This window comes from Flavobacterium beibuense (genome assembly GCF_004151245.1).
In the GTDB taxonomy this organism is placed as follows: domain Bacteria; phylum Bacteroidota; class Bacteroidia; order Flavobacteriales; family Flavobacteriaceae; genus Flavobacterium; species Flavobacterium beibuense_A.
The window spans coordinates 32840-52647 of the sequence record NZ_JUIW01000006.1; the positions used below are offsets into that span (position 1 = coordinate 32840).

General features: G+C 38.8%; 22 protein-coding genes. 10 read left to right on the forward strand and 12 right to left on the reverse strand.

Features of this window, described 5'->3' with window-relative positions; all coding sequences use genetic code 11:
- Positions 1–15 precede the first annotated feature (15 nt).
- From NU09_RS09065 to NU09_RS09080, 4 genes are all read right to left on the reverse strand, one after another.
- Positions 16–630 (reverse strand): response regulator, encoded by a 615-nt coding sequence (locus NU09_RS09065; protein WP_129750967.1) that lies wholly within the window; start codon positions 628–630, stop codon positions 16–18.
- Positions 627–2405, reverse strand: coding sequence for a sensor histidine kinase (locus tag NU09_RS09070; RefSeq protein WP_129750968.1), 1779 nt, complete (start codon positions 2403–2405; stop codon positions 627–629). The genes NU09_RS09065 and NU09_RS09070 overlap by 4 nt, the downstream gene beginning before the upstream one ends.
- Positions 2406–2411: 6 nt before the next feature.
- Complete coding sequence (locus NU09_RS09075) at positions 2412–2849, reverse strand: hypothetical protein (protein ID WP_129750969.1); 438 nt, start codon at positions 2847–2849, stop codon at positions 2412–2414.
- Positions 2850–2960: 111 nt separating this feature from the next.
- Positions 2961–3149 (reverse strand): hypothetical protein, encoded by a 189-nt coding sequence (locus tag NU09_RS09080; protein WP_129750970.1) that lies wholly within the window; start codon positions 3147–3149, stop codon positions 2961–2963.
- Between the two features lie 76 nt (positions 3150–3225).
- On the opposite strand from NU09_RS09080, the gene NU09_RS09085 reads away from it, so the two are divergent.
- A complete protein-coding gene (locus tag NU09_RS09085) occupies positions 3226–3609 on the forward strand; it encodes a MazG nucleotide pyrophosphohydrolase domain-containing protein (protein WP_129750971.1) in 384 nt (127 codons plus the stop codon).
- Between the two features lie 52 nt (positions 3610–3661).
- Here NU09_RS09085 and NU09_RS09090 read toward each other — a convergent pair whose 3' ends face one another.
- Positions 3662–4720, reverse strand: a complete 1059-nt coding sequence (locus NU09_RS09090) for a branched-chain amino acid aminotransferase (protein WP_129750972.1) — start codon at positions 4718–4720, stop codon at positions 3662–3664.
- A gap of 197 nt (positions 4721–4917) precedes the next feature.
- Here NU09_RS09090 and NU09_RS09095 point away from each other — a divergent pair, with 197 nt between their 5' ends.
- The 4 genes from NU09_RS09095 (at position 4918) to NU09_RS17190 (ending at position 6952) form a co-directional block, all read left to right on the forward strand.
- The gene (locus NU09_RS09095) at positions 4918–5499 is read left to right on the forward strand and encodes a DUF4920 domain-containing protein (RefSeq protein WP_242501846.1); all 582 of its coding nucleotides are present in this window, start codon (positions 4918–4920) and stop codon (positions 5497–5499) included.
- Entirely contained in the window at positions 5499–5954 is a 456-nt protein-coding gene (locus NU09_RS09100) for a hypothetical protein (protein ID WP_129750973.1), read from the forward strand. Before NU09_RS09095 ends, NU09_RS09100 begins: the two co-directional genes overlap by 1 nt.
- Positions 5955–6617: a tRNA (5-methylaminomethyl-2-thiouridine)(34)-methyltransferase MnmD gene (gene mnmD, locus NU09_RS09105; RefSeq protein ID WP_129750974.1), complete on the forward strand. Its 663-nt coding sequence runs from the start codon at positions 5955–5957 to the stop codon at positions 6615–6617.
- 137 nt (positions 6618–6754) lie between these two features.
- Positions 6755–6952, forward strand: a complete 198-nt coding sequence (locus NU09_RS17190; protein WP_129750975.1) for a hypothetical protein — start codon at positions 6755–6757, stop codon at positions 6950–6952.
- A 39-nt stretch (positions 6953–6991) separates the two neighbouring features.
- On the opposite strand, the gene NU09_RS09115 is transcribed toward NU09_RS17190, so the two are convergent.
- Complete coding sequence (locus tag NU09_RS09115; protein WP_129750976.1) at positions 6992–7939, reverse strand: LysR substrate-binding domain-containing protein; 948 nt, start codon at positions 7937–7939, stop codon at positions 6992–6994.
- A gap of 139 nt (positions 7940–8078) precedes the next feature.
- On the opposite strand from NU09_RS09115, the gene NU09_RS09120 reads away from it, so the two are divergent.
- The 4 genes from NU09_RS09120 (at position 8079) to can (ending at position 11302) form a co-directional block, all read left to right on the forward strand.
- The gene (locus tag NU09_RS09120) at positions 8079–8582 is read left to right on the forward strand and encodes a Dps family protein (protein WP_129750977.1); all 504 of its coding nucleotides are present in this window, start codon (positions 8079–8081) and stop codon (positions 8580–8582) included.
- Positions 8583–8638: 56 nt separating this feature from the next.
- On the forward strand, positions 8639–8926 hold the full coding sequence (locus tag NU09_RS09125) for a hypothetical protein (RefSeq protein WP_129750978.1): 288 nt from the start codon (positions 8639–8641) through the stop codon (positions 8924–8926).
- Positions 8927–9016: 90 nt separating this feature from the next.
- Entirely contained in the window at positions 9017–10630 is a 1614-nt protein-coding gene (locus NU09_RS09130) for a SulP family inorganic anion transporter (RefSeq protein ID WP_129750979.1), read from the forward strand.
- 36 nt (positions 10631–10666) lie between these two features.
- The gene (gene can, locus NU09_RS09135; RefSeq protein ID WP_129750980.1) at positions 10667–11302 is read left to right on the forward strand and encodes a carbonate dehydratase; all 636 of its coding nucleotides are present in this window, start codon (positions 10667–10669) and stop codon (positions 11300–11302) included.
- Between the two features lie 52 nt (positions 11303–11354).
- Here the strand turns inward: can and clpB are convergent, their stop codons facing one another.
- Complete coding sequence (gene clpB, locus NU09_RS09140) at positions 11355–13964, reverse strand: ATP-dependent chaperone ClpB (protein ID WP_129750981.1); 2610 nt, start codon at positions 13962–13964, stop codon at positions 11355–11357.
- A gap of 128 nt (positions 13965–14092) precedes the next feature.
- On the opposite strand from clpB, the gene ytxJ reads away from it, so the two are divergent.
- Positions 14093–14485 carry a bacillithiol system redox-active protein YtxJ gene (gene ytxJ / locus NU09_RS09145; protein ID WP_129750982.1) on the forward strand — a complete coding sequence of 131 codons (393 nt, stop codon included), beginning with the start codon at positions 14093–14095 and terminating at the stop codon, positions 14483–14485.
- Positions 14486–14501: 16 nt separating this feature from the next.
- On the opposite strand, the gene argH is transcribed toward ytxJ, so the two are convergent.
- Genes argH through NU09_RS09170 form a run of 5 tightly spaced genes read right to left on the reverse strand, consistent with a single transcriptional unit; the run spans position 14502 to position 19803 of the window.
- Entirely contained in the window at positions 14502–15785 is a 1284-nt protein-coding gene (gene argH, locus NU09_RS09150; protein WP_129750983.1) for an argininosuccinate lyase, read from the reverse strand.
- A complete protein-coding gene (locus NU09_RS09155; RefSeq protein ID WP_129750984.1) occupies positions 15785–16909 on the reverse strand; it encodes a M20 family metallo-hydrolase in 1125 nt (374 codons plus the stop codon). Before NU09_RS09155 ends, argH begins: the two co-directional genes overlap by 1 nt.
- Positions 16910–16920: 11 nt before the next feature.
- On the reverse strand, positions 16921–17706 hold the full coding sequence (gene argB / locus NU09_RS09160) for an acetylglutamate kinase (RefSeq protein ID WP_129750985.1): 786 nt from the start codon (positions 17704–17706) through the stop codon (positions 16921–16923).
- On the reverse strand, positions 17696–18646 hold the full coding sequence (locus tag NU09_RS09165; protein WP_129750986.1) for an N-acetylornithine carbamoyltransferase: 951 nt from the start codon (positions 18644–18646) through the stop codon (positions 17696–17698). The genes argB and NU09_RS09165 overlap by 11 nt, the downstream gene beginning before the upstream one ends.
- A gap of 23 nt (positions 18647–18669) precedes the next feature.
- Positions 18670–19803 (reverse strand): aspartate aminotransferase family protein, encoded by a 1134-nt coding sequence (locus NU09_RS09170; RefSeq protein ID WP_129750987.1) that lies wholly within the window; start codon positions 19801–19803, stop codon positions 18670–18672.
- Between the last annotated feature and the right edge of the window lie 5 nt (positions 19804–19808).

The window sequence follows — 19808 nt, forward strand, 5'->3', positions numbered from 1 at the left end:
TTAATTCTACCAAAACTAAAAATCATACTTCCGTTCCATGGAGTATCGTAAGAGTTCGCTTTTTCCATGGAGGCTTAATTTTTTAAGTATGTTCTTTCTGTGAGTATCTACTGTGGTTTTGCCTATAAAAAGGAGGTCGGCAATTTCCTGAGAGGTTTTTCCCTGTCCTACAAGGGTAACAATCTCCTTTTCACGTTTACTAAGGGGCACGTCGCCCTCATCACTTTTGGGTTCGGCAGCTTTTATGGCATCGTCAAAAAAGGTTTCTCCGTTCATAACGGCCCTTATGGCAGCAAGCACTACCTTAAGAGAGGAGTTTTTCATTATATAGCCGTCTACACCGGCTTCGGTCATTTGAGAAACAGCCTCTTCCTGCTCAAACATGCTAAAGGCGATAACCTTACATTTTGGGAAATCCTTTTTTATTTCGCGGGTAGCCGTAATGCCGTCCATTTTAGGCATACGTATATCGGTAAGTACAATATCGGGTTTTTTGGCATGAACTATTTCCAATAGCTTTTCGCCGTCGTTAGCTTCGCCCACAACTTTAATATCATCCTCATATTCCAGGAATATCTTTATACCGTCTATAAGCGACTGATGATCTTCTGCAATAGCTAATCGTATCATATCGGCAAATCTATTATAATGGTAGTCCCTTTACCCGGAGTTGAGTCTATGGTAAAAGTACCGCCAAGCTGTTCAACTTTTTTCCTTATAGTATTTAGCCCCATACCATCGCTGGTATGTGTTTTGGCAGGGGGAAAGCCCACGCCGTTGTCTTCTATTATGATATTGATATTTTCGTCGTGGTTAGTAAGCTGTATGGAAGCCTCAGTAGCATGAGAATGCTTTATAATGTTGGTTGACAGCTCCTGAACCATCCGAAAGATAGCAATTTCTATTGTATTTTCCAACCTTTTATTAAAGCCAACTGCCATAACCTCAATGGATAACTTGCCGGGAATAGATATTTTTTCGGCCATTTTCCTAATAGTGGGTATAAGTCCTTCGTTAGCAAATACCCCTGCATTTTTGGCATGGGCAAGGCGTCGTACTTTTTGGTAGGCTTCTTCTATAAGCTCATCGGTACGGTCGTATAATTTGTTCTCTTCTTCCTGTAGTTCGTTTTTACGCAGGCGAAGGTGTTCAAAATTTATTTTGAGGGTGGCGAGCATACTGCCCAAGTTATCGTGCAGGTCATTTGCAATGCGCTGTCTTTCTTTTTCCTGGCCTTCCAGCATAAGGTCTATACTGCTAAGCTCATACTCTTTAAGTGCTTTTTCCAGCTTTTGCTGTTCAATAAGCTTTTCCTGTTTAGAGATGTGCTCACGGCGGCGTGCGTTTTTAACGATAAGGAAACCTATAATAAGGCTGGCAATAAGCAGCCCCACAACTATATATACCAAAGCTTTGTTTGTTTTTACTTTACCTTTTAATACTTCATTTTCAAGTTCTTTTTCGCGTGTTTGGTATTTGGTCTGTATATCGTTTATGGCAATGTTTTGTTCTATTACATTAGCGCTATCCGCAAATTTTTTAACCAGGAGTGCATATTTATATGCGTTTTTGTAATCTTTTAAAGAGTCGTAGTTAGTTTGAAAATTTTCATAGAGATATTGTTTTGATTTAACTACGTAATTATTGATTGGTAAGCTATCGGCTTTTTTTAAATATTCAATTGATGTTTTATATTCTTTTTTGTAATAATATGACGATGACTGATTAAGATAATTCATGTAATAATCATCAAGAGTGCCTCGATCTTTTACATATAATAAATCTTTTTTTAAGTAGTAAAGAGCAGAATCAGGTTGATGTAAATATTCATTATATAAGTTGGCAAGATTGTTATTTAATGCAGATTCAACATTTTTATTGTCTGTTTTTTTTACATAAAATAATGCTTCATGAAAGTAATCTTTACTTTCACTATATTTGCCTTCATCGATTTTTAGCATAGCTAGATTACCGTAACCTCTGGCTAATTTTAGATTGTTATTTGTATTTTTAGCATAATTTAAATACTCATTTATATATTTTGAGTAGTTATTTCCAGAGTTTTCCTGAGCATATAATAAAAAAGCAATATCAAGATTGATATCCATTGCTCTATCAATACTGTCTATGGCAATAAATTTTTTCTTGGAGAGAATAAAATTTTTGAATGCAAGATCTTCACTATTTCTAAAATCATAGCATTTTGCTTTTAAATATAGGTATAGGGCTTTGTTATATAAAGTAAATTTTGAAGTATCAAGGGTGTTGAGCCGTTTTAAAACTTCTTCATGATTACCAGATTCTATTTTAGACTCGAGAGATAATAATTGTTTTGAATATTGGCCATAAGCTGTGCTTATGCTTAAAAAAGCAATAAACACAGCTATATGTAATTTTTTAAGCATCTGAGCTTATACTTTTTTTAATCCTCCAAATCCTCTTCTTGCAGGGCTAGTATCCAGTCTTTTGTTATTCTTTTTATCAAGAGTATTGTAGTCAGAAAGATCATCATAACAATCCCTTGCATTATTTCCGTATGTAGAAGTGTTATCGTCATGATAGATATACACAAAGAAAGGTTTGTCGTAGTCAAAATCGTCTACTGAAACCCCTGATACTACTGGAACCGCAGACAGGTCTATAGTAAGAGTAACAAAATTAAGGCTTGAGTTTACTAAAGGGGTACCGGGATCTGTACCTGAAACCTTTAAGCTGATAACAAGTCCGTTTCTTCCGCCTTTAGAAATGTTGTAGTAGCTAAAGTCATAGCTGTTAGCCGGTAATGAAAGGTTAATAACTGCTGTTTTTGTTGAAGAATTAAATTCTCCGTAACCATCGTAAGTTCTCATAATTTTTTGTTTTTAGTGGTCGATTACATGCAAAATTGCGGAACATAAGTTAATAAAAAAATCCCCATTAGTGGGGATTTTCATTTTAATTTTTTAACAATTTTAATATGATTATTCCTTCACAAAATACTTTATAAAGAATAAAACACCTATAAATGCAAGAAAGGCAATTAATATCCAATAAGAGCCTTTGTAATATTTTTTATGCAGGCTAAGGTCTTTTCTGTAAACGTATATCATGGCTGCCACAAATACAACAATAAAAAATGCGGCAAAGTATAGTTGTCCTTTAGTAAACATGTTGAAATCTTTTTTGCAAAGCTACAATAAGCCTGTTTAATTTTCGATACTTTTAAAACTTAAAATACAATGAGCCATGAAAAAACAATTAGATGCCGTAAAGGAGTTTCATACTGCCTTTGGGCTTGGGGTAAGCGAAACGCCTAAAGCAAGCCTGGGAGAAGCCGTAAACATGCTTAGGTTTAACCTTATGAAAGAGGAAAATGAAGAATATCTTGATGCTGTGCAAAACAACGACCTTACCGAGATTGCCGATGCCCTTGGCGATATGCTATATATTTTGTGCGGTACTATTATAGAGCATGGACTTCAGTATAAAATAGAAGAGGTGTTTGATGAAATTCAGCGCAGTAATATGAGTAAGTTAGGGGAGGACGGAAAACCTATTTACCGTGAAGACGGTAAGGTTATGAAAGGGCCTAACTACTTTAAACCTAATTTTGAGGAGATACTTAAATAACATAAAAAAAGCCTTAGCAATCGCTAAGGCTTTTTTTATGTTTATTATTAAACTATACTTTAACTGTCCATCCAAAAGTATCTTCGGCCAGTTTGTATTGTATGTTGTTAAGCTTTTCCTTTAGCTGTAAAGCTATTGGGTTTTCGAGCTTAGGCAGTTCATAATATTTTTCTTTGTAGCTAAAGCCCACAATAGGGTTTACTACAGCGGCAGTACCTGCACCAAATATTTCTTTCAGGGAACCGTCTTCGGCAGCCTGTATAAGCTCGTCTACTAATACCGAACGAACCTCTACATTAATACCTTCACGCTTAGCCATATCTATAAGACTTTTACGGGTTACACCGTCTAATATCCTTTCGCTTGTAGGCGCTGTGTATAATGTATCGTTTATCCTGAAGAAAACATTCATTGTACCTGCTTCCTCAAGTTTGGTATGCGTGGCATCGTCTGTCCATATAATTTGCTGGTAACCCATTTCGTTAGCCAGTTTTGTCGGGTAAAACTGTGCTGAATAGTTACCGGCAGCCTTAGCAGCACCTATACCACCATTAGCGGCACGGCTGTAATGCTCGGCTATAATAACTTTTACCTCACCGGAGTAGTAGGACTTGGCAGGCGAAAGTATAATCATAAATCTATAGAAGTTTGCAGGAGCGGCAACTACGCCGGGGCCTGTAGCGATCATGAACGGGCGGATATAAAGGGAGTTTCCTTTACCTGTTTTAACCCACGCCTTTTCAATCTGTAACAGCTTTTTAAGTCCGTCCATAAACACGCTTTCAGGCACTTCAGGCATTGCAAGCCTTACTGCCGATTTATTAAAGCGTTCAAAGTTTTGATCAGGACGAAAAAGCCATACATCGTCATGTTCGTCTTTATAGGCTTTCATACCTTCAAAAATAGCCTGCCCGTAATGGAATACCTTAGCAGAAGGGTCTATTAAAAAAGGTTCATAAGGTTTAATAACAGGTTTTTCCCATACGCCTTGTTTGTAGTCACAAATTAACATATGGTCGGTAAACACAGTGCCAAAAATCAGGTTCTCAAAATCAACGGAGTCAATTTTAGAGGTAGAGGCGAGGTTTACTGTAATGTCGTTTTCGTTCATTTATATAGATTAGTTAAATAGTAGTGTTCTTGCAAATTTACTAAAAAAATGTCCAAATAGGCATTTGTGTTAAAAAATACGCAGCAAAACTACCGTAAAATATTGTAAGTAAGCAAAATAAATTAAAAGCTATAAATTGTGGCTATTACTATTTTCTGTATAAATTTGCATACACTAAACTTAATTAACTAAAAAAAATGAAGAAATCGCTTTTAGCTGCAGTAGCAATGCTTGCTTTTGTTGCCTGTAAAAACAAAGAAACTCATGTGGAATCTGAAGATACTGTTATAGAAACTCAAAACGGTGCCATGGAGGTAGATACCGACACTATTAATGAAGACGAGGATATTACTGTTGAGGTACAGGAAAACGGTAAGGTTTATGCATCTTTTGGCGATAAGATAAATACTAACAACGCCCTTACACAGGAGGAGATGTTTAAAAAATATAAGAGCCTTAAACCGGGCGATACCGTTGATGTAAAGTTTGCCGCTAAGATTAACGACGTTTGCCAAAAGAAAGGCTGCTGGATGTCGCTTAACCTGGCAGACGAAAAAGAGTCTTTTGTAAAGTTTAAGGACTATGCCTTTTTTGTTCCGTTAAATGCAGCAGGGCAGGAGGCAGTTGTAACCGGTAAGGCTTTTGTTAGCGAAATATCTGTAGAACAGTTAAAGCACTATGCTAAAGACGGTGGTAAATCGGAAACTGAAATAGCTAAGATCACTAAGCCGGAAGTTAAGTATGGCTTTATGGCCGATGGTGTTTTAATAAGCAAATAATGAAGAAGACCTTTCTAGTATTGTCTGCCGTTTTATTTCTTGCCGTTTCGTGTAAGGATAAGGAGGCCGATAAAGAAACTGTAAAAAAAGAGCAGGCTCCCGCAAAAGAGGAAAAGGAGTTTAAAATGTATGAGATGTCTCAAATGGCTGCTTTGATGGAGCAGATGTATGTTGACAATATGAGGCTAAGGCAGCGTATTATTGACGGTGACACCATAGGGGATTTCCCGAAGCATTTTTTAAAGATATATATGGCCCCAATGACGGATGAAACCGACAGGGACGACTCCTTTAAGGAGCATGCCGATAAATTTATTGAAGCACAGCAGCGCATTTATATTGATACCATTCATGCAAAAGAACGTTTTAATGAAGGGGTAACATCCTGCCTTGCCTGCCATGAGTCGAAATGCGGCGGACCTATTCCGAGGATTAAGAAACTTTATATTAAGTAATTGAAAAGAGAAATTATACAAACGCTTGACGGATCGGTAACCATACACCTTCCTGAGATGAAGGAGAGTTACCACTCTAAATTCGGAGCTATTCGTGAAGCTTATCATGTATTTATACAAAACGGGCTGGCCTTAACAAAAGGGCAGCCTGTTTCTATTTTAGAGATAGGTTTCGGTACAGGCCTCAATGCTTTTATAACCTATCTGGAATCGGTAAAGAACGGACAGGAAATAAACTATACAGGAGTAGAGGCATATCCGGTGAGTAACGATGAGGTAAAGCTCTTAAACTATGTGGAGCAGCTTAATGCCGAAAACAGGAAGCAGGTTTTTACCGCTATGCATGAGGCAGAATGGGAGATTCCCTCAAAAATTAATGATAAATTTACTTTACTAAAAAGGAAACAGTTCTTTAACGAGATAAACGACGTTGAAAAATATGATATTATTTATTTTGATGCTTTTGGGTTTCATGCACAACCTGAATTGTGGACAGCCGAAATTTTTTCAATTATGTATAAGGCATTAAAAACCAATAGCGTACTTGTAACCTATGCCTGCAGAACAACTATTAAAAAAGCTATGCAGGAAGCGGGTTTTACAACAGAAAAACTTCCCGGCCCACCCGGAAAACGCGAAATGCTAAGAGCATTCAAACATTAAAAAATTGTTAAAATGTTGAGTTAATGAGAATTTTAACGCAAACGTTTTAGTTAATTTCTATTGTAGGTTCGATTTTATTATTATCTTTACATGCGTTCTTATAAAAACACTAACATTAATAATTTTTAAACGTAATTATGCCCAGAAGTATGTTTGCTTATACAAAGACGGTTTTGGAAAGCGTAAGTTTTGACCCGAAATTGTTTTGTAAGGAAGTTGAAAAAGCAATCAAAACATTACTGCCTTACGAAGTTGAACAACTTATTGACTGGCTCTATAATTTTACGACTGAAAAGCCCGAATTAAAAGCTTGTCTAATATATGTTGAACAATAAAAAACGATAAAGGAGCCGTAAGGCTCCTTTTTTTATGCTTTATTTTTTATGAACCGGACTGGTTATCTCTACATTGTGAAAAGCAATGGCTCCTCTTATTACGCCGGAAATTGTAGTGCGTAATGCTTCTATAATATGTAATTTTAGTTCCTTTTTAGAATAGATAAGACTAACTTCCCTTGAAGGTCTCGGTTCAGGGAAATGGCGCAGCTTAGCCGTCGATTTTTCGCTCATATCTACCGTATGAAGATAAGGGAGTAGTGTCATACCAAGTCCTTCGTCCACAAGTTTTATCATGGTTTCAAAACTGCCGCTCTCTACCTGAAAATGATTTTCTGCCGGTGATGATGATGCTTTACAGATGTTAAGTACATTATTACGGAAGCAATGGCCGTCCTGTAACAGTAGAATGTTGCTAAGGTTTGCTTCCAGATCTTCTACACTAAATTCTTTCTTTTGGTAGGCAGGATTATTCTCCGGTACATAGGCTACAAAAGGTTCGTAGTAAAGTACCACTTCCTTAATGCTTTCCTCATTAAGGGGAGTAGCAGCTATGGCTGCATCCAGTTGTCCGCTTTTAAGCATTTTTATAATCTCTTCCGTTGGGCGCTCCTCTATAATAAGATTTACCTTCGGATACTTATTGGTAAAATTGGTAAGGAACATAGGTAAAAGGGTAGGCATAACCGTAGGGATGATACCAATTTTAAACTCTCCTCCTATATAGCCTTTCTGTTGGTCAACAATGTCTTTTATCCTTATCGACTCATTTACTATGTTCTTAGCCTGTGTAACTATCTGCTGGCCTACTTCAGTTAGCTGAATAGGTTTTTTGCTGCGGTCAAAAATTTGCACATCAAGCTCTTCTTCCAGTTTTTGTATCTGCATACTAAGGGTAGGCTGGGTTACAAAACTCTTTTCGGCTGCAAGGGTAAAATTTTTGTATTCGGCTACAGCGAGTACATAGTTGAGTTGTGTTATAGTCATTGTTTATAGTTATAGATGTGTTACGATAGATTTTTATGATAAAATTATAAAAATCATCGATATCGCTTATATTTTTTTAGGGTTATTTTTTTTAACTTTGAAGGAAAGCAAAATCAAAAAATAACTAAATAAACTTGATATGACAACGAAAAAGAAAAAAGCAGAAGCCACGAATATACTGGGATTACCGGTAAAAGAAACAGAAGTGATTGCAGCAGAGCTTAATATACTGCTTTCTAATTTTCAGGTATACTATCAAAACCTTAGAGGGATACACTGGAATATTCGCGGTAAGCGCTTTTTTGACCTACATGTAAAATTTGAAGAACTATATAATGATGCCCAGCTAAAAATAGATATGATAGCAGAAAGGGTACTTACACTTGGAGGAACACCTTTACATACTTTTGAGGATTATATTAAAAACAACAGGCTTGAAGTAGGTAAAAATGTTTCTAAAGATGTAGATGCTGTTCAGTTGATTATGACCTCATTAAGTGACCTGCTTAAAATAGAAAGGGTTATTCTTGATGAGACAGATAAGATAAATGATGAAGGTACTAACTCTATGATGAGTGACTTTATTACTGAGCAGGAAAAAACCATCTGGATGATGAAGGCTTGGAGTGAAGAAGAAATTTAACAACAAGCTTCTGTAATTATTTAGAACGATTAAAAATTTATCGTTACTTTAGCAGAGTGAAATTTCTTGTAAAAATAGTATTATTCTTATTTATCACTTTCCTTTCGGCTCCTACAATTATTAGCCTAATGGAAGATGATGATGCTGATATTTCTATGGTTTACAGTCTTAATGAGGAAGAAATTCACAAAGAGATAAAAGAGATAAAAGCCGGACCCCAAATGGAGTTTGAGCTTCCTCTTGTTATACTTGAAAAAAAATCTAAAGTTATAAACTCAAAAAATCTCCAAAGGCATACTAATGCCTTTGGAGATATTTTTTCACCTCCTCCCGAGAACGTATAATCCAATTATTGCTGCTATTGCCAGCCATCTCATTAAATGCTTGTGTTTACAGGTGTTTAATCATATTAATTGTATTATATCTTATCGGTCATGACAAAAAAGACAAATCTTTTTGCCAACCTTAAAGCTGATTTTCCATCAGGTCTTGTGGTTTTTTTAGTGGCTTTACCCCTATGTTTGGGTATTGCCTTAGCTTCGGGTGCTCCGCCTTTATCCGGAATTATTGCCGGTGTGGTAGGGGGTATTGTAATAGGCTCCCTTAGTAATTCTCATATAAGTGTATCGGGTCCGGCTGCCGGGCTTATAGCTATTGTATTAACTGCAATTGCTACCTTAGGTTCTTTTGAGGCCTTTTTGCTTGCAGTTTTCCTTTCGGGGGTATTGCAGGTTATTCTTGGGTTTTTAAAGGCAGGTAGTATTTCAAACTATATCCCGGCCAATGTAATTGAAGGGATGCTTGCAGGTATTGGTGTTATCATCATTATTAAGCAAATGGAACATGCTGTTGGATATGACAAGACTTACGACGGTAGCGACTCGCTTTTCAGGCTTGACGGGGGAAATCCGTTTTCTGATATTCCGGATATTCTGTTGCGTTTTGAAGGCGGAGCGGTTATCATTACAATTATATCGCTTCTTATTCTGGTTATTTGGGATAAGGTGCCGGCACTTAAAAAGCTTAAGATACTGCCGGGAGCACTTGTGGCTGTAATTGCCGGAATTGTAATTAATCAGATATTTATAAGTACCGGAAGCCATTTTGCACTAAGCAGTGAGCATCTTGTTACACTGCCTGTACCACAATCTTTTAGTGATATTGCCGGCTTTATAGTAACCCCTGATTTTTCTGCAATTACAAACAAAAATGTTTGGATTAGTGCCGGAACAATAACTGTTGTGGCTTCTGTTGAAACGCTTTTATGTATAGAGGCCTCCGACAGAATGGATGTACAGAAGCGTTATACGGATACCAACAGGGAGCTTAAGGCACAGGGTATTGGTAATATAATTAGCGGCTTCATTGGCGGATTACCTATTACATCTGTAGTAGTGCGTTCATCTGCAAATGCAAGCTCAGGAGCAAAAACAAAAATGTCTGCCGTTATTCACGGTTTCCTGTTACTTATATGTGTATTGACTATACCAATGGTTTTAAATAAAATCCCATTGGCAACATTAGCAGCAGTGCTTATCCTAATAGGTTATAAACTGGCTAACCCGGCTAAGCTTAAGCTTTTTTGGGCAAAAGGCAAATATCAGTTTATTCCTTTCTTAGCAACATTGGTTGCGGTTGTAGCTATAGATCTGCTTAAAGGTGTGGCACTGGGTATGGCAATAAGTATCATATTTATTCTTAAAGGTAACCTGCAAAGGGCTTATCATTTTAGGAAAGAGGAATATGAAGAAGGAGATATAATACATATAGACCTTGCACAGGAAGTTTCTTTCCTTAACAAGGCAGCGATAAAATCGACCCTTAACGATATACCGGAAAATTCTAAAGTAATTATAAATGCGTCTGACACGGTTTATATAGCCCATGACGTACAGGATCTTATAAAAGAATTTACCAACATTCGTGCAAAAGAGAATAATATTAGGGTTAAATTAGTAGGTTTTAAAGAGGCGTACGATTTGGATAATACCGAAGGACATGTTTTCTTTGAACACGGAAAGAAGAACAAAAAAGAAAAGGCAGAATAAAAATAGAAAACACAGAAAATAAATTACGAAGATATTATGAGCGAGTTTTATAAACAGTTATTAGAGAACAACAGGAATTGGGTACAAAGTAAAATAGATAATGATCCTGAGTATTTCTCAAGATTAGCAGACGGACAGTCTCCACCCTTATTATGGATAGGCTGTAGTGATAGCCGCGTACCTGCAAATGAAATTGTGGGAGCACAACCTGGAGAGGTTTTTGTACACCGTAATATTGCTAATATGGTTGTTCACTCGGATATGAACATGCTTAGCGTACTTGATTATGCAGTGAACGTACTTAAGGTAAAACACGTAATTGTTTGCGGTCATTACGGATGTGGTGGTGTAAAAGCGGCTATGGGTAATGCTTCTATCGGTTTGATTGATAACTGGATCAGACACATAAAAGATGTTTACCGTCACCACAAAACATACCTGGATTCTATAGTAAACGAAGATGAGCGTTTTAATACATTTGTAGAGATAAATGTAAAAGAGCAGGTGTTTGACCTTGCTAAAACATCAATCGTTCAGGGTGCATGGAAAAACGGACAGTCACTTCATCTTCACGGATGGGTATATGGTGTAGGTTCGGGTATTGTAAAAGATCTTGAAGTTAACGTGAGTGATAATCACGATTTAGATAAGGTTTATCGCTTAAGCCTATAATAACAAAAAGGGACGCTTTAAGCGTCCCTTTTTTATTTAAAAAGTTTATTTCTTATTGTTTATCAGCTAACTCGGTCTGATTTCTGAAAACCAGTTTGCCGTCAAAGCTGTCCAGTAGTATGATACTGTCTGTAGTAACTTTACCGCTAAGAATTTCCTTAGACAGTTCGTTCATAACTTCTTTTTGTATTACACGTTTTACCGGACGTGCACCAAAGTCTGGATCGTAACCTCGTTTAGACAGGTAATCAATGGCTTCCGGTGTGGCATCAAGCGTAATGTTTTGCTTAGCCAGAAGTTTGGTAACCGATTTAAGCTGAAGACTTACAATCTCTTTTATGTTATCAGCAGACAGCGGAGTAAACATTACTATATCATCTATACGGTTTATAAACTCCGGCCTTACGGTTTGCTTCAGTAATCCCAACACTTCGGTTTTGGCTGCTTCTGTAGCCGCTTCAATACTCCCTTTTAGGTTTTCAAATTTCTCCTGTATAATGCCGCTACCCATGTTAGAGGTCATTATAATGATAGTATTCTTAAAGTCGGCTAAGCGCCCTTTATTATCTGTTAAGCGCCCTTCATCAAGTACCTGTAACAGTATATTGAAGGTATCAGGATGGGCTTTCTCAATTTCGTCAAGCAATACCACACTGTACGGCTTTCTCCTTACGGCTTCGGTAAGCTGTCCGCCTTCATCATAACCCACATATCCCGGAGGCGCACCTACTAATCGGCTCACGCTGTGGCGCTCCTGATATTCGCTCATGTCAATACGTGTCATGGCATTTTCATCGTCAAACAGGTAAGAGGCAAGTGCTTTAGCAAGCTCTGTTTTACCAACACCTGTTGTACCCAGGAACAGGAACGAACCTATTGGTTTCTTTTGGTCCTGTAATCCGGCACGGCTACGCCTTACGGCATCACTCACAGCCTGTATGGCTTCTTCCTGACCTACAACACGTTTGTGAAGTTCATCTTCAAGATTAAGCAGTTTTTCACGCTCACTCTGCAGCATTTTGGTAACAGGTATACCAGTCCATTTGGCAACTACTTCGGCAATATCCTCATGGGTAACTTCCTCTTTTATAAGACTGTTTCCTTTTTGGCTTTCCTGTAGCTGTTTCTCCATTTCATCCAGCTTTTCCTGTGCCTCTTTAATTTTTCCGTAGCGAAGCTCGGCTACTTTACCGTAGTCACCTTCACGCTCGGCACGTTCGGCATCAAGCTTATAATTCTCAATGTCTGTTTTTGAAGCCTGAATGTTGTCTACAATATCTTTTTCGCTTTTCCAGCGGGCATATATCTCGTTGCGCTCTTCCTTAAGGTTAGCCAGTTCAAGTCCTAACGATTTTAGTTTAGTCTCGTCGTTTTCTCGCTTAATGGCTTCTATCTCAATTTCAAGCTGCATTATTTTACGGTCCAGTACATCCAGTTCCTCCGGTTTGGAATTGATTTCCATACGCAGCTTAGAAGCAGCCTCGTCCATAAGGTCAATAGCCTTATCCGGAAGGAAACGGTTGGTAATGTAGCGTTGTGAAAGTTCCACAGCAGCTATAATGGCGTCATCTTTAATACGTACCTGGTGGTGGGCTTCATATTTTTCCTTAATACCACGAAGTATCGAAATAGCACTTTCGGTATCCGGCTCATCTACCATTACCTTTTGGAAACGTCGTTCCAGTGCTTTGTCTTTCTCGAAGTATTTTTGATACTCGTCAAGAGTAGTTGCACCTATGGCTCTTAGCTCACCACGCGCCAGAGCAGGCTTAAGGATGTTTGCGGCATCCATAGCACCCTCACCGCCACCGGCACCTACAAGGGTGTGTATCTCGTCTATAAACAGTACGATATCACCCTCGGCAGAGGTTACTTCTTTTACAACCGATTTAAGCCTTTCCTCAAACTCACCTTTATATTTTGCACCTGCAATAAGCGCACCCATATCTAGTGAGTAAACTACCTTATTTTTTAGGTTTTCCGGTACATCACCCTGAATGATTCGGTGCGCCAAACCTTCGGCAATAGCGGTTTTACCCACACCCGGTTCACCCACAAGCATTGGGTTGTTCTTGGTACGCCTTGAAAGGATTTGAAGTACACGGCGTATTTCCTCATCACGGCCAATTACCGGATCCAGTTTACCATCATTAGCCAACTGGTTTAGGTTTTTTGCGTATTTGTTTAAGGCGTTATAGGTTTCCTCGGCACTGGCCGATGTTACCCTTTCTCCTTTACGCAGTTCCTCTATGGCTGCTTTAAGGCCTTTTTCGGTAACGCCCTGGTCTTTTAGTATTTGGGCTACTTTGCTTTTTGAATTAAAGATTGCCAATAGCAAATGTTCGATGGAAACGAACTCATCGTTCATTTTACGGGCAATGTTTGAGGCTTCTGTCAGGGCTGTTGATGCGTCACGGGATAATGACATTTCTCCACCCGATACTTTAGGGAAGCTTTGCAGCGTGCTGTCCAGTATTTGCTGAAACAACTGTACGTTTACATTAAGTTTTTTAAGTAAGAACGGAGTCACATTTTCATCTACTTCAAGAATAGCTTTTACAATGTGCTCGTTTTCAATTTGCTGATGGCCATAACTTTGGGCAATTTGCTGCGCCCTTTGTATGGCTTCCTGAGATTTTATGGTAAAATTATTAAAGTTCATATTCGAATTGTTTAAATTTGATATGCTTTATTCAATTTATATTCCAATAAGTAAAATCTGACGAAATGTCTGTTTTTTGCTGTAAAACTAATTTTAAAACAGACAAAGTGTCTGAAAACATGACGATTATGAGTTTTTTTGATAAGATATTCGGCGATTCTAACAGTAAAGTTAGCGGTTCTAATCCACAAATGTGGAATGATTTAACAGAAATAAAACAGTTAGACGAGATAGTGGAGGAGTCTAAGGAGACACCTGTTATTATTTTTAAACACAGTACCCGTTGTGCCATTAGTCGTATGGCTTTAAAGCAGTTTGAACAGGAGTATGCCATTGATACCGATAAGGCTAAACCTTACTTTTTAGACCTTTTATCTAACAGGGACATTTCTAACGAAATCGCTACACGATTTGATGTAATGCACCAGTCGCCTCAGTTAATTGTTATTAAAGAAGGTAAGGCTGTTTACGATACTTCACATGGTGCTATTGATGCAGGTGTTGTAAAGGGTATAGTGTAAAAAATGAAAAAAGTGGTTATTCAACCACTTTTTTCATTTTTTGTATAATCTCCTCTAAGCACAGGTTGTTTATACTCCCCTCATGAGTGTGTTTTGTGGCTTTAGACGAAATAAACGTGCCGTTCTCTACCTGTTCGCCCACAATTTTATAGGCATCCCTAAAAGGTATACCCTGAGCTACCAGTTCGTTAAGGGCATCTACTGTAAACAGGTAATCATATTTTTTATCGTTCAGTATATTGTTGTTAACCTTAATTTCCTTAATAGAATAATGTGCCATTTCCAGACACGATTTCAACGTTTGTAGAGCAGGGAAAAGCCCTTCTTTAAGCAACTGGAATTCCCTATGGTAACCGCTTGGTAAATTATTGGTTATAAGGGTAAGTTCATAAGGTAATGCCTGTATTTTGTTGCACTTACCACGTATAAGCTCAAAAATATCAGGGTTCTTTTTATGCGGCATAATGCTCGACCCAGTGGTTAAGTGCTGTGGCAGGCTTATAAAATTAAAATTCTGACTCAGGTACAGGCAAATGTCCATAGCCAGTTTAGATAATGTCCCTGCCACCGATGCCAGTGCAAAAGCAGTGGTCTTTTCGGTTTTACCACGGCTCATTTGTGCGGCCACCGAATTGTATTTTAATGTAGCAAAGCCCAGTTCGTTTGTGGTAAAAATCCTGTCTATAGGGAAAGAGCTGCCGTAGCCTGCCGCCGAACCTAATGGATTCTGGTCGGTTACTGTTAGGGCTGCATTCAGCATAACAACATCGTCAATAAGACTTTCGGCATAGGCAGAAAACCACATCCCGAATGATGATGGCATAGCCACCTGCAGGTGTGTATATCCCGGCAACAGTATGTTTTGGTACTGATTTGCCATAGCCATAAGCAGATCAAAAAGTTCCTTTACCTGTTGCTTTATCGTTGTAAGCTCCGCTTTTAGGTATAAGTGAACATCGGTTAAAACCTGATCGTTACGGGAACGTGCCGTGTGTATTTTTTTTCCGGCATCGCCTACCTTTTCAGTAAGCAGGTATTCCACCTTGCTGTGTACATCTTCAAAGCTGTCTTCAATAACAAAGTTTCCGGCCTTAATATCGGCAAGTATTTCCTGTAGGGCTGTAAGCAGTTCGTTTACTTCCTGGTCGTTTAATAATCCTGTTTTTCCAAGCATTTTGGCATGTGCCATAGACCCGATAACATCATATTCTGCCAGTACAAGATCCAGTTCGCGGTCATTGCCTACGGTAAATATGTCGGTTTTCTTATCTGTTGGTATGCCTTTTTCCCAAAGTTTCATTACTGTTGTTTTAATGTGGCTTCATCAGCCGTTTTGGTGGTATAATTAAGGAATTGGGAAAGTATCTTTATGTACAGTTCAATTCCTTCTTTAATTTCATTTATATAAATAAACTCATCTGCCGAGTGTGAGCGTAGCGATAGTCCCGGTCCCAGTTTTAACGACTGACAGCTTAGTACCGACTGATCTGAAAGGGTAGGGGAACCATATGTTGTTCTGCCCAATGTTACTCCTGCCTGTACAAGTGCATGCTCTTTTGCAATGGATGATGAATTTAGGTGCAGCGATCTTGGCTTTACCTTTACCTTATCCGATTCTATACCTGATTTTATGGTTTCCAAAACTTCCAGGTTGGTATAACAATCGTTTATCCTTACATCCACTACCAGATTGCACTCAGCCGGAACCACGTTATGTTGTTTTCCTGCATTGATTTGGGTAACCGTCATTTTAACCGGACCTAATACTTGCGATATGTTTTCGAACGTATATTCCCTAAACCATTCCATAACCTTAAAAGTATTGTAAATAGCCATATCGTTATTAGGATGTGCGGCATGCCCCGGAGTTCCCGTTACGGTTACATCCAGTACCAGTAATCCTTTTTCGGCTATGGCGAGCTGCATTTCGGTAGGTTCGCCCACTATAGCACAGTCCAGCTTCGGTAAATGTTTCAGTACACTGTTAAGGCCGTTTGATCCGCTGCTTTCTTCCTCTGCCGAGGCAACCATCACAATATTATAAGGAAGGTTTTCGGCTTCATAAAAGTACGTGAAGGCGGCCATTAGCGATACCAGGCAACCTCCCGCATCGTTACTGCCCAGTCCAAACAGTTTGCCTTCTTTTTCAATAGCCTCAAACGGATCTAAAGTATAAGCCTGATTTGGCTTTACGGTATCATGGTGTGAATTAAGCAGCAGGGTAGGCTTACCTTCGGCAAAATGCTTATTGAAAGCCCATATATTATTGTTTTCCCGCTTAAAAGGGATGTTATTATTGTCAAACCAGGCCTCAATCAGTTTTGCCGTATTCTCTTCTTCTGATGAAAAGGAAGGAATGGCAATAAGCGATTTTAGCAGGGAAATTGCTTCTTCGGTTAGGGTATGGATTGTTTTTAAACTCATAAATACTTTTTTTAGAGCGATACCTGTGTACAGGTTGTGTCACCCTGTTTTATCATTTCGGGACTGCCGATATATACTGTCGATACCCCTTTAGTAAGGGCATCATAACAGTTTTCCAGTTTAGGTAGCATACCCGAATGGATTACTTTTTCTTCTCGTAATTGAGTATATGTATCAAAAGTAAGTTTTTTTATAACCGAATTGTTATCATCGGCATTGCTAAGCACTCCTTTTTTCTCAAAGCAATACAGCAGGTTTACCTCAAAATCGTTACTACAGGCTACAGCCAAAGCACCGGCAATAGTATCAGCATTGGTGTTAAGCAGTTGCCCTTTGCCATCATGAGTAATAGCACAAAACACAGGAACCACATTTTGCAGTAACAATACCTTTACCAGTTCATGGTTAACCGAAACAATATCGCCTACCCAGCCAAAATCGACAGCCGCATTCTTCCTTTTTTCGGAAAGTATCATGTTACCGTCGGCTCCTGTAAAGCCCAAGGCGTTATTTTGTAATGCCTGTAACTGTGCGGTTATATCTTTATTGATAAGCCCTGCATAGGTCATCACCGCCACATCAAGCATAGGCTTATCGGTAATTCTCCTGCCTTCATGAAAAACAGGTGTAATGCCTAAGCCTTCGGCTATTTTGGTTGCTATTTTACCACCACCGTGTACCAGTATTTTGTAACCGCTTAGTGCTGCAAAATCCTTAAGGAATGCCTTAAGTTCCAGTTCACTGTCAATTACATTGCCACCTATTTTAACGATGGTAAGTTTTGGTTTATTCTCCATGATCCAAAATTTTGGTTAGTATTGCTTGTGCGGCATACGTCCTGTTATTGGCTTCGGCTATAACGATAGATGCTTCACTGTCCAATACCTCATCAGTAACAATCATATTTCTCCTTACCGGAAGACAGTGCATAAATTTTGCATCGTTGGTAAGTTTCATCTTATCGGCTGTTACGGTCCATGACGGATCTTTACAGGTTATTTGCCCATAATCCATATAGTTGCTCCAGTTTTTGGCATAAATAAAGTCGGCATCGGCAAAAGCCTCATCCTGATTGTGTATAATGGTAACCCCTTTGGTAAACTCAGGGTTAAGCTCATAACCTTCGGGATGCGTGATAACAAAATCAACATCGGCTTTTTTCATCACCTTAATGAAAGAATTAGGTACGGCATGCGGCAGTGCTTTAGGGTGAGGAGCCCATGTAAGTACCACTTTAGGCCTTTTTACGGTTTTGTATTCCTCTATGGTTAAGGCATCGGCTACAGTCTGTAAAGGGTGTTCTGTTGCGCCCTCGAGGCTTATTACCGGAACAGATGCATATTTTTTAAAGGCAGAAATTACCTGCTCTTCCTCATCTTTCTCCTTATCGGTAAGGGTAGGGAAGCTCCTTACGGCAATAATATCACAGTATTGCGATACAACCTGTGCGGCTTCTTTAATGTGTTCGGCTTTATTGCCGTCCATTACTACGCCATCTTCAAACTCCAGTGCCCAGCCTTCGGTATTAAGATTCATCACAATAGCATCCATGCCAAGATTAAGGGCTGCCTTTTGTGTACTGAGCCTGGTACGTAGGCTAGGGTTAAAAAACAATAGTCCCAGGATCTTGTTTTCCCCTATTTTTTTATTGGCAAATGGTGCCTGTTTTATGTTTTTAGCTAACGCAATCAGTTCGTTTAGATCCTGAATGTCGTCTACCGAAGTGAAGTGTTTCATTTTGTAATTAATTGAAAAATAATTTATAAATCCTTTAATGCATTTTTAAGACCGATAAAAAAGCGGTCTATATCCTCCTTATTTATAGACAGTGGCGGTAGTATGCGCAACAGATTTTTTTGAGATGCGCTACCGGTGAATATAAACTCGTTATAAATCAGTTTTTTCCGTAATTCGTTTATGTCAAAATCAAACTCAAGCCCTAGCATGAGTCCGCGTCCTTTTATGTTTTTAACCTGTGGTATAAGTGCAGACTGTTCCTTAAAATAGGAGCTCATTGCATTAACGTTATCCATAAGGTTTTCCTGCTCAATAACATCAAGTACAGCTGTTGCTGCTGCACACGCAAGATGGTTACCACCAAAAGTGGTTCCCAGTAAACCGAAGGATGCCTTAAACTTAGGGGAGATAAGGATACCGCCAATAGGGAATCCGTTGCCCATACCTTTTGCCATAGTAATAACATCCGGCTTTATGTCGTGATGTTGGTGTGCGAAGAATTTCCCCGAACGCCCATAACCACTCTGTATTTCATCCAGTATTAGTACCACAGCATTATTGTTGCAGGCTTTCTCTATAGCCTTAAAGAAAGAGGTAGTGCCCTCGTCCAGTCCGCCAACGCCTTGTATGCCTTCTATAATAACACAGCAAACATCACCCTTGGCCAGTTCTGTTTTTAAAGCTTCTTCATCATTAAGCGGAAGGAAAACCACTTCATGCCCTGCATTAATCGGAGCAACTATCGATGGGTTATCGGTAGCAGCTACTGAGGCAGAGGTACGTCCGTGAAAGGCTTTATTAAAAGCAACGATTTTCTTTTTACCATTATGAAAAGATGCCAGTTTGAGAGCATTCTCGTTAGCCTCTGCACCTGAGTTGCAAAGGAAAAGGCTATAGTTAGGATAGCCTGAAAAGTTTACCAGTTTTTTGCCCAGTTCTTCCTGTAACGGATTTTCTATTGAGTTGGAATAAAAGCCCAGTTTGGCTACCTGATCGCTCACTGCTTTTACATAAAGCGGGTGTGAATGCCCGGCAGAGATAACGCCATGCCCTCCGTAAAAATCAAGGTATTCCTGTCCTTTATCGTCCCAAACTTTTGCCCCCAGTGCTTTTACCGGAGTTATATTGTATATAGGGTATACATTGAATAAACTCATTGTAT

Excerpts from the sequence above, each read along its gene's own strand:
- NU09_RS09075 (WP_129750969.1), bottom strand. The coding sequence starts at position 2,849 with ATGAGAACTTACGATGGTTACGGAGAATTTAATTCTTCAACAAAAACA.
- can (WP_129750980.1), top strand. The coding sequence starts at position 10,667 with ATGAGCGAGTTTTATAAACAGTTATTAGAGAACAACAGGAATTGGGTA.
- argB (WP_129750985.1), bottom strand. The coding sequence starts at position 17,706 with ATGGAGAATAAACCAAAACTTACCATCGTTAAAATAGGTGGCAATGTA.
- ytxJ (WP_129750982.1), top strand. The coding sequence starts at position 14,093 with ATGAGTTTTTTTGATAAGATATTCGGCGATTCTAACAGTAAAGTTAGC.
- clpB (WP_129750981.1), bottom strand. The coding sequence starts at position 13,964 with ATGAACTTTAATAATTTTACCATAAAATCTCAGGAAGCCATACAAAGG.
- NU09_RS09115 (WP_129750976.1), bottom strand. The coding sequence starts at position 7,939 with ATGACTATAACACAACTCAACTATGTACTCGCTGTAGCCGAATACAAA.
- NU09_RS09065 (WP_129750967.1), bottom strand. The coding sequence starts at position 630 with ATGATACGATTAGCTATTGCAGAAGATCATCAGTCGCTTATAGACGGT.
- NU09_RS09090 (WP_129750972.1), bottom strand. The coding sequence starts at position 4,720 with ATGAACGAAAACGACATTACAGTAAACCTCGCCTCTACCTCTAAAATT.
- NU09_RS09070 (WP_129750968.1), bottom strand. The coding sequence starts at position 2,405 with ATGCTTAAAAAATTACATATAGCTGTGTTTATTGCTTTTTTAAGCATA.
- NU09_RS09100 (WP_129750973.1), top strand. The coding sequence starts at position 5,499 with ATGAAGAAGACCTTTCTAGTATTGTCTGCCGTTTTATTTCTTGCCGTT.
- NU09_RS09080 (WP_129750970.1), bottom strand. The coding sequence starts at position 3,149 with ATGTTTACTAAAGGACAACTATACTTTGCCGCATTTTTTATTGTTGTA.
- NU09_RS09085 (WP_129750971.1), top strand. The coding sequence starts at position 3,226 with ATGAAAAAACAATTAGATGCCGTAAAGGAGTTTCATACTGCCTTTGGG.
- NU09_RS09130 (WP_129750979.1), top strand. The coding sequence starts at position 9,017 with ATGACAAAAAAGACAAATCTTTTTGCCAACCTTAAAGCTGATTTTCCA.
- NU09_RS09155 (WP_129750984.1), bottom strand. The coding sequence starts at position 16,909 with ATGAGTTTAAAAACAATCCATACCCTAACCGAAGAAGCAATTTCCCTG.
- NU09_RS09120 (WP_129750977.1), top strand. The coding sequence starts at position 8,079 with ATGACAACGAAAAAGAAAAAAGCAGAAGCCACGAATATACTGGGATTA.
- NU09_RS17190 (WP_129750975.1), top strand. The coding sequence starts at position 6,755 with ATGCCCAGAAGTATGTTTGCTTATACAAAGACGGTTTTGGAAAGCGTA.
- NU09_RS09095 (WP_242501846.1), top strand. The coding sequence starts at position 4,918 with ATGAAGAAATCGCTTTTAGCTGCAGTAGCAATGCTTGCTTTTGTTGCC.
- argH (WP_129750983.1), bottom strand. The coding sequence starts at position 15,785 with ATGAAACTTTGGGAAAAAGGCATACCAACAGATAAGAAAACCGACATA.
- NU09_RS09170 (WP_129750987.1), bottom strand. The coding sequence starts at position 19,803 with ATGAGTTTATTCAATGTATACCCTATATACAATATAACTCCGGTAAAA.
- NU09_RS09165 (WP_129750986.1), bottom strand. The coding sequence starts at position 18,646 with ATGAAACACTTCACTTCGGTAGACGACATTCAGGATCTAAACGAACTG.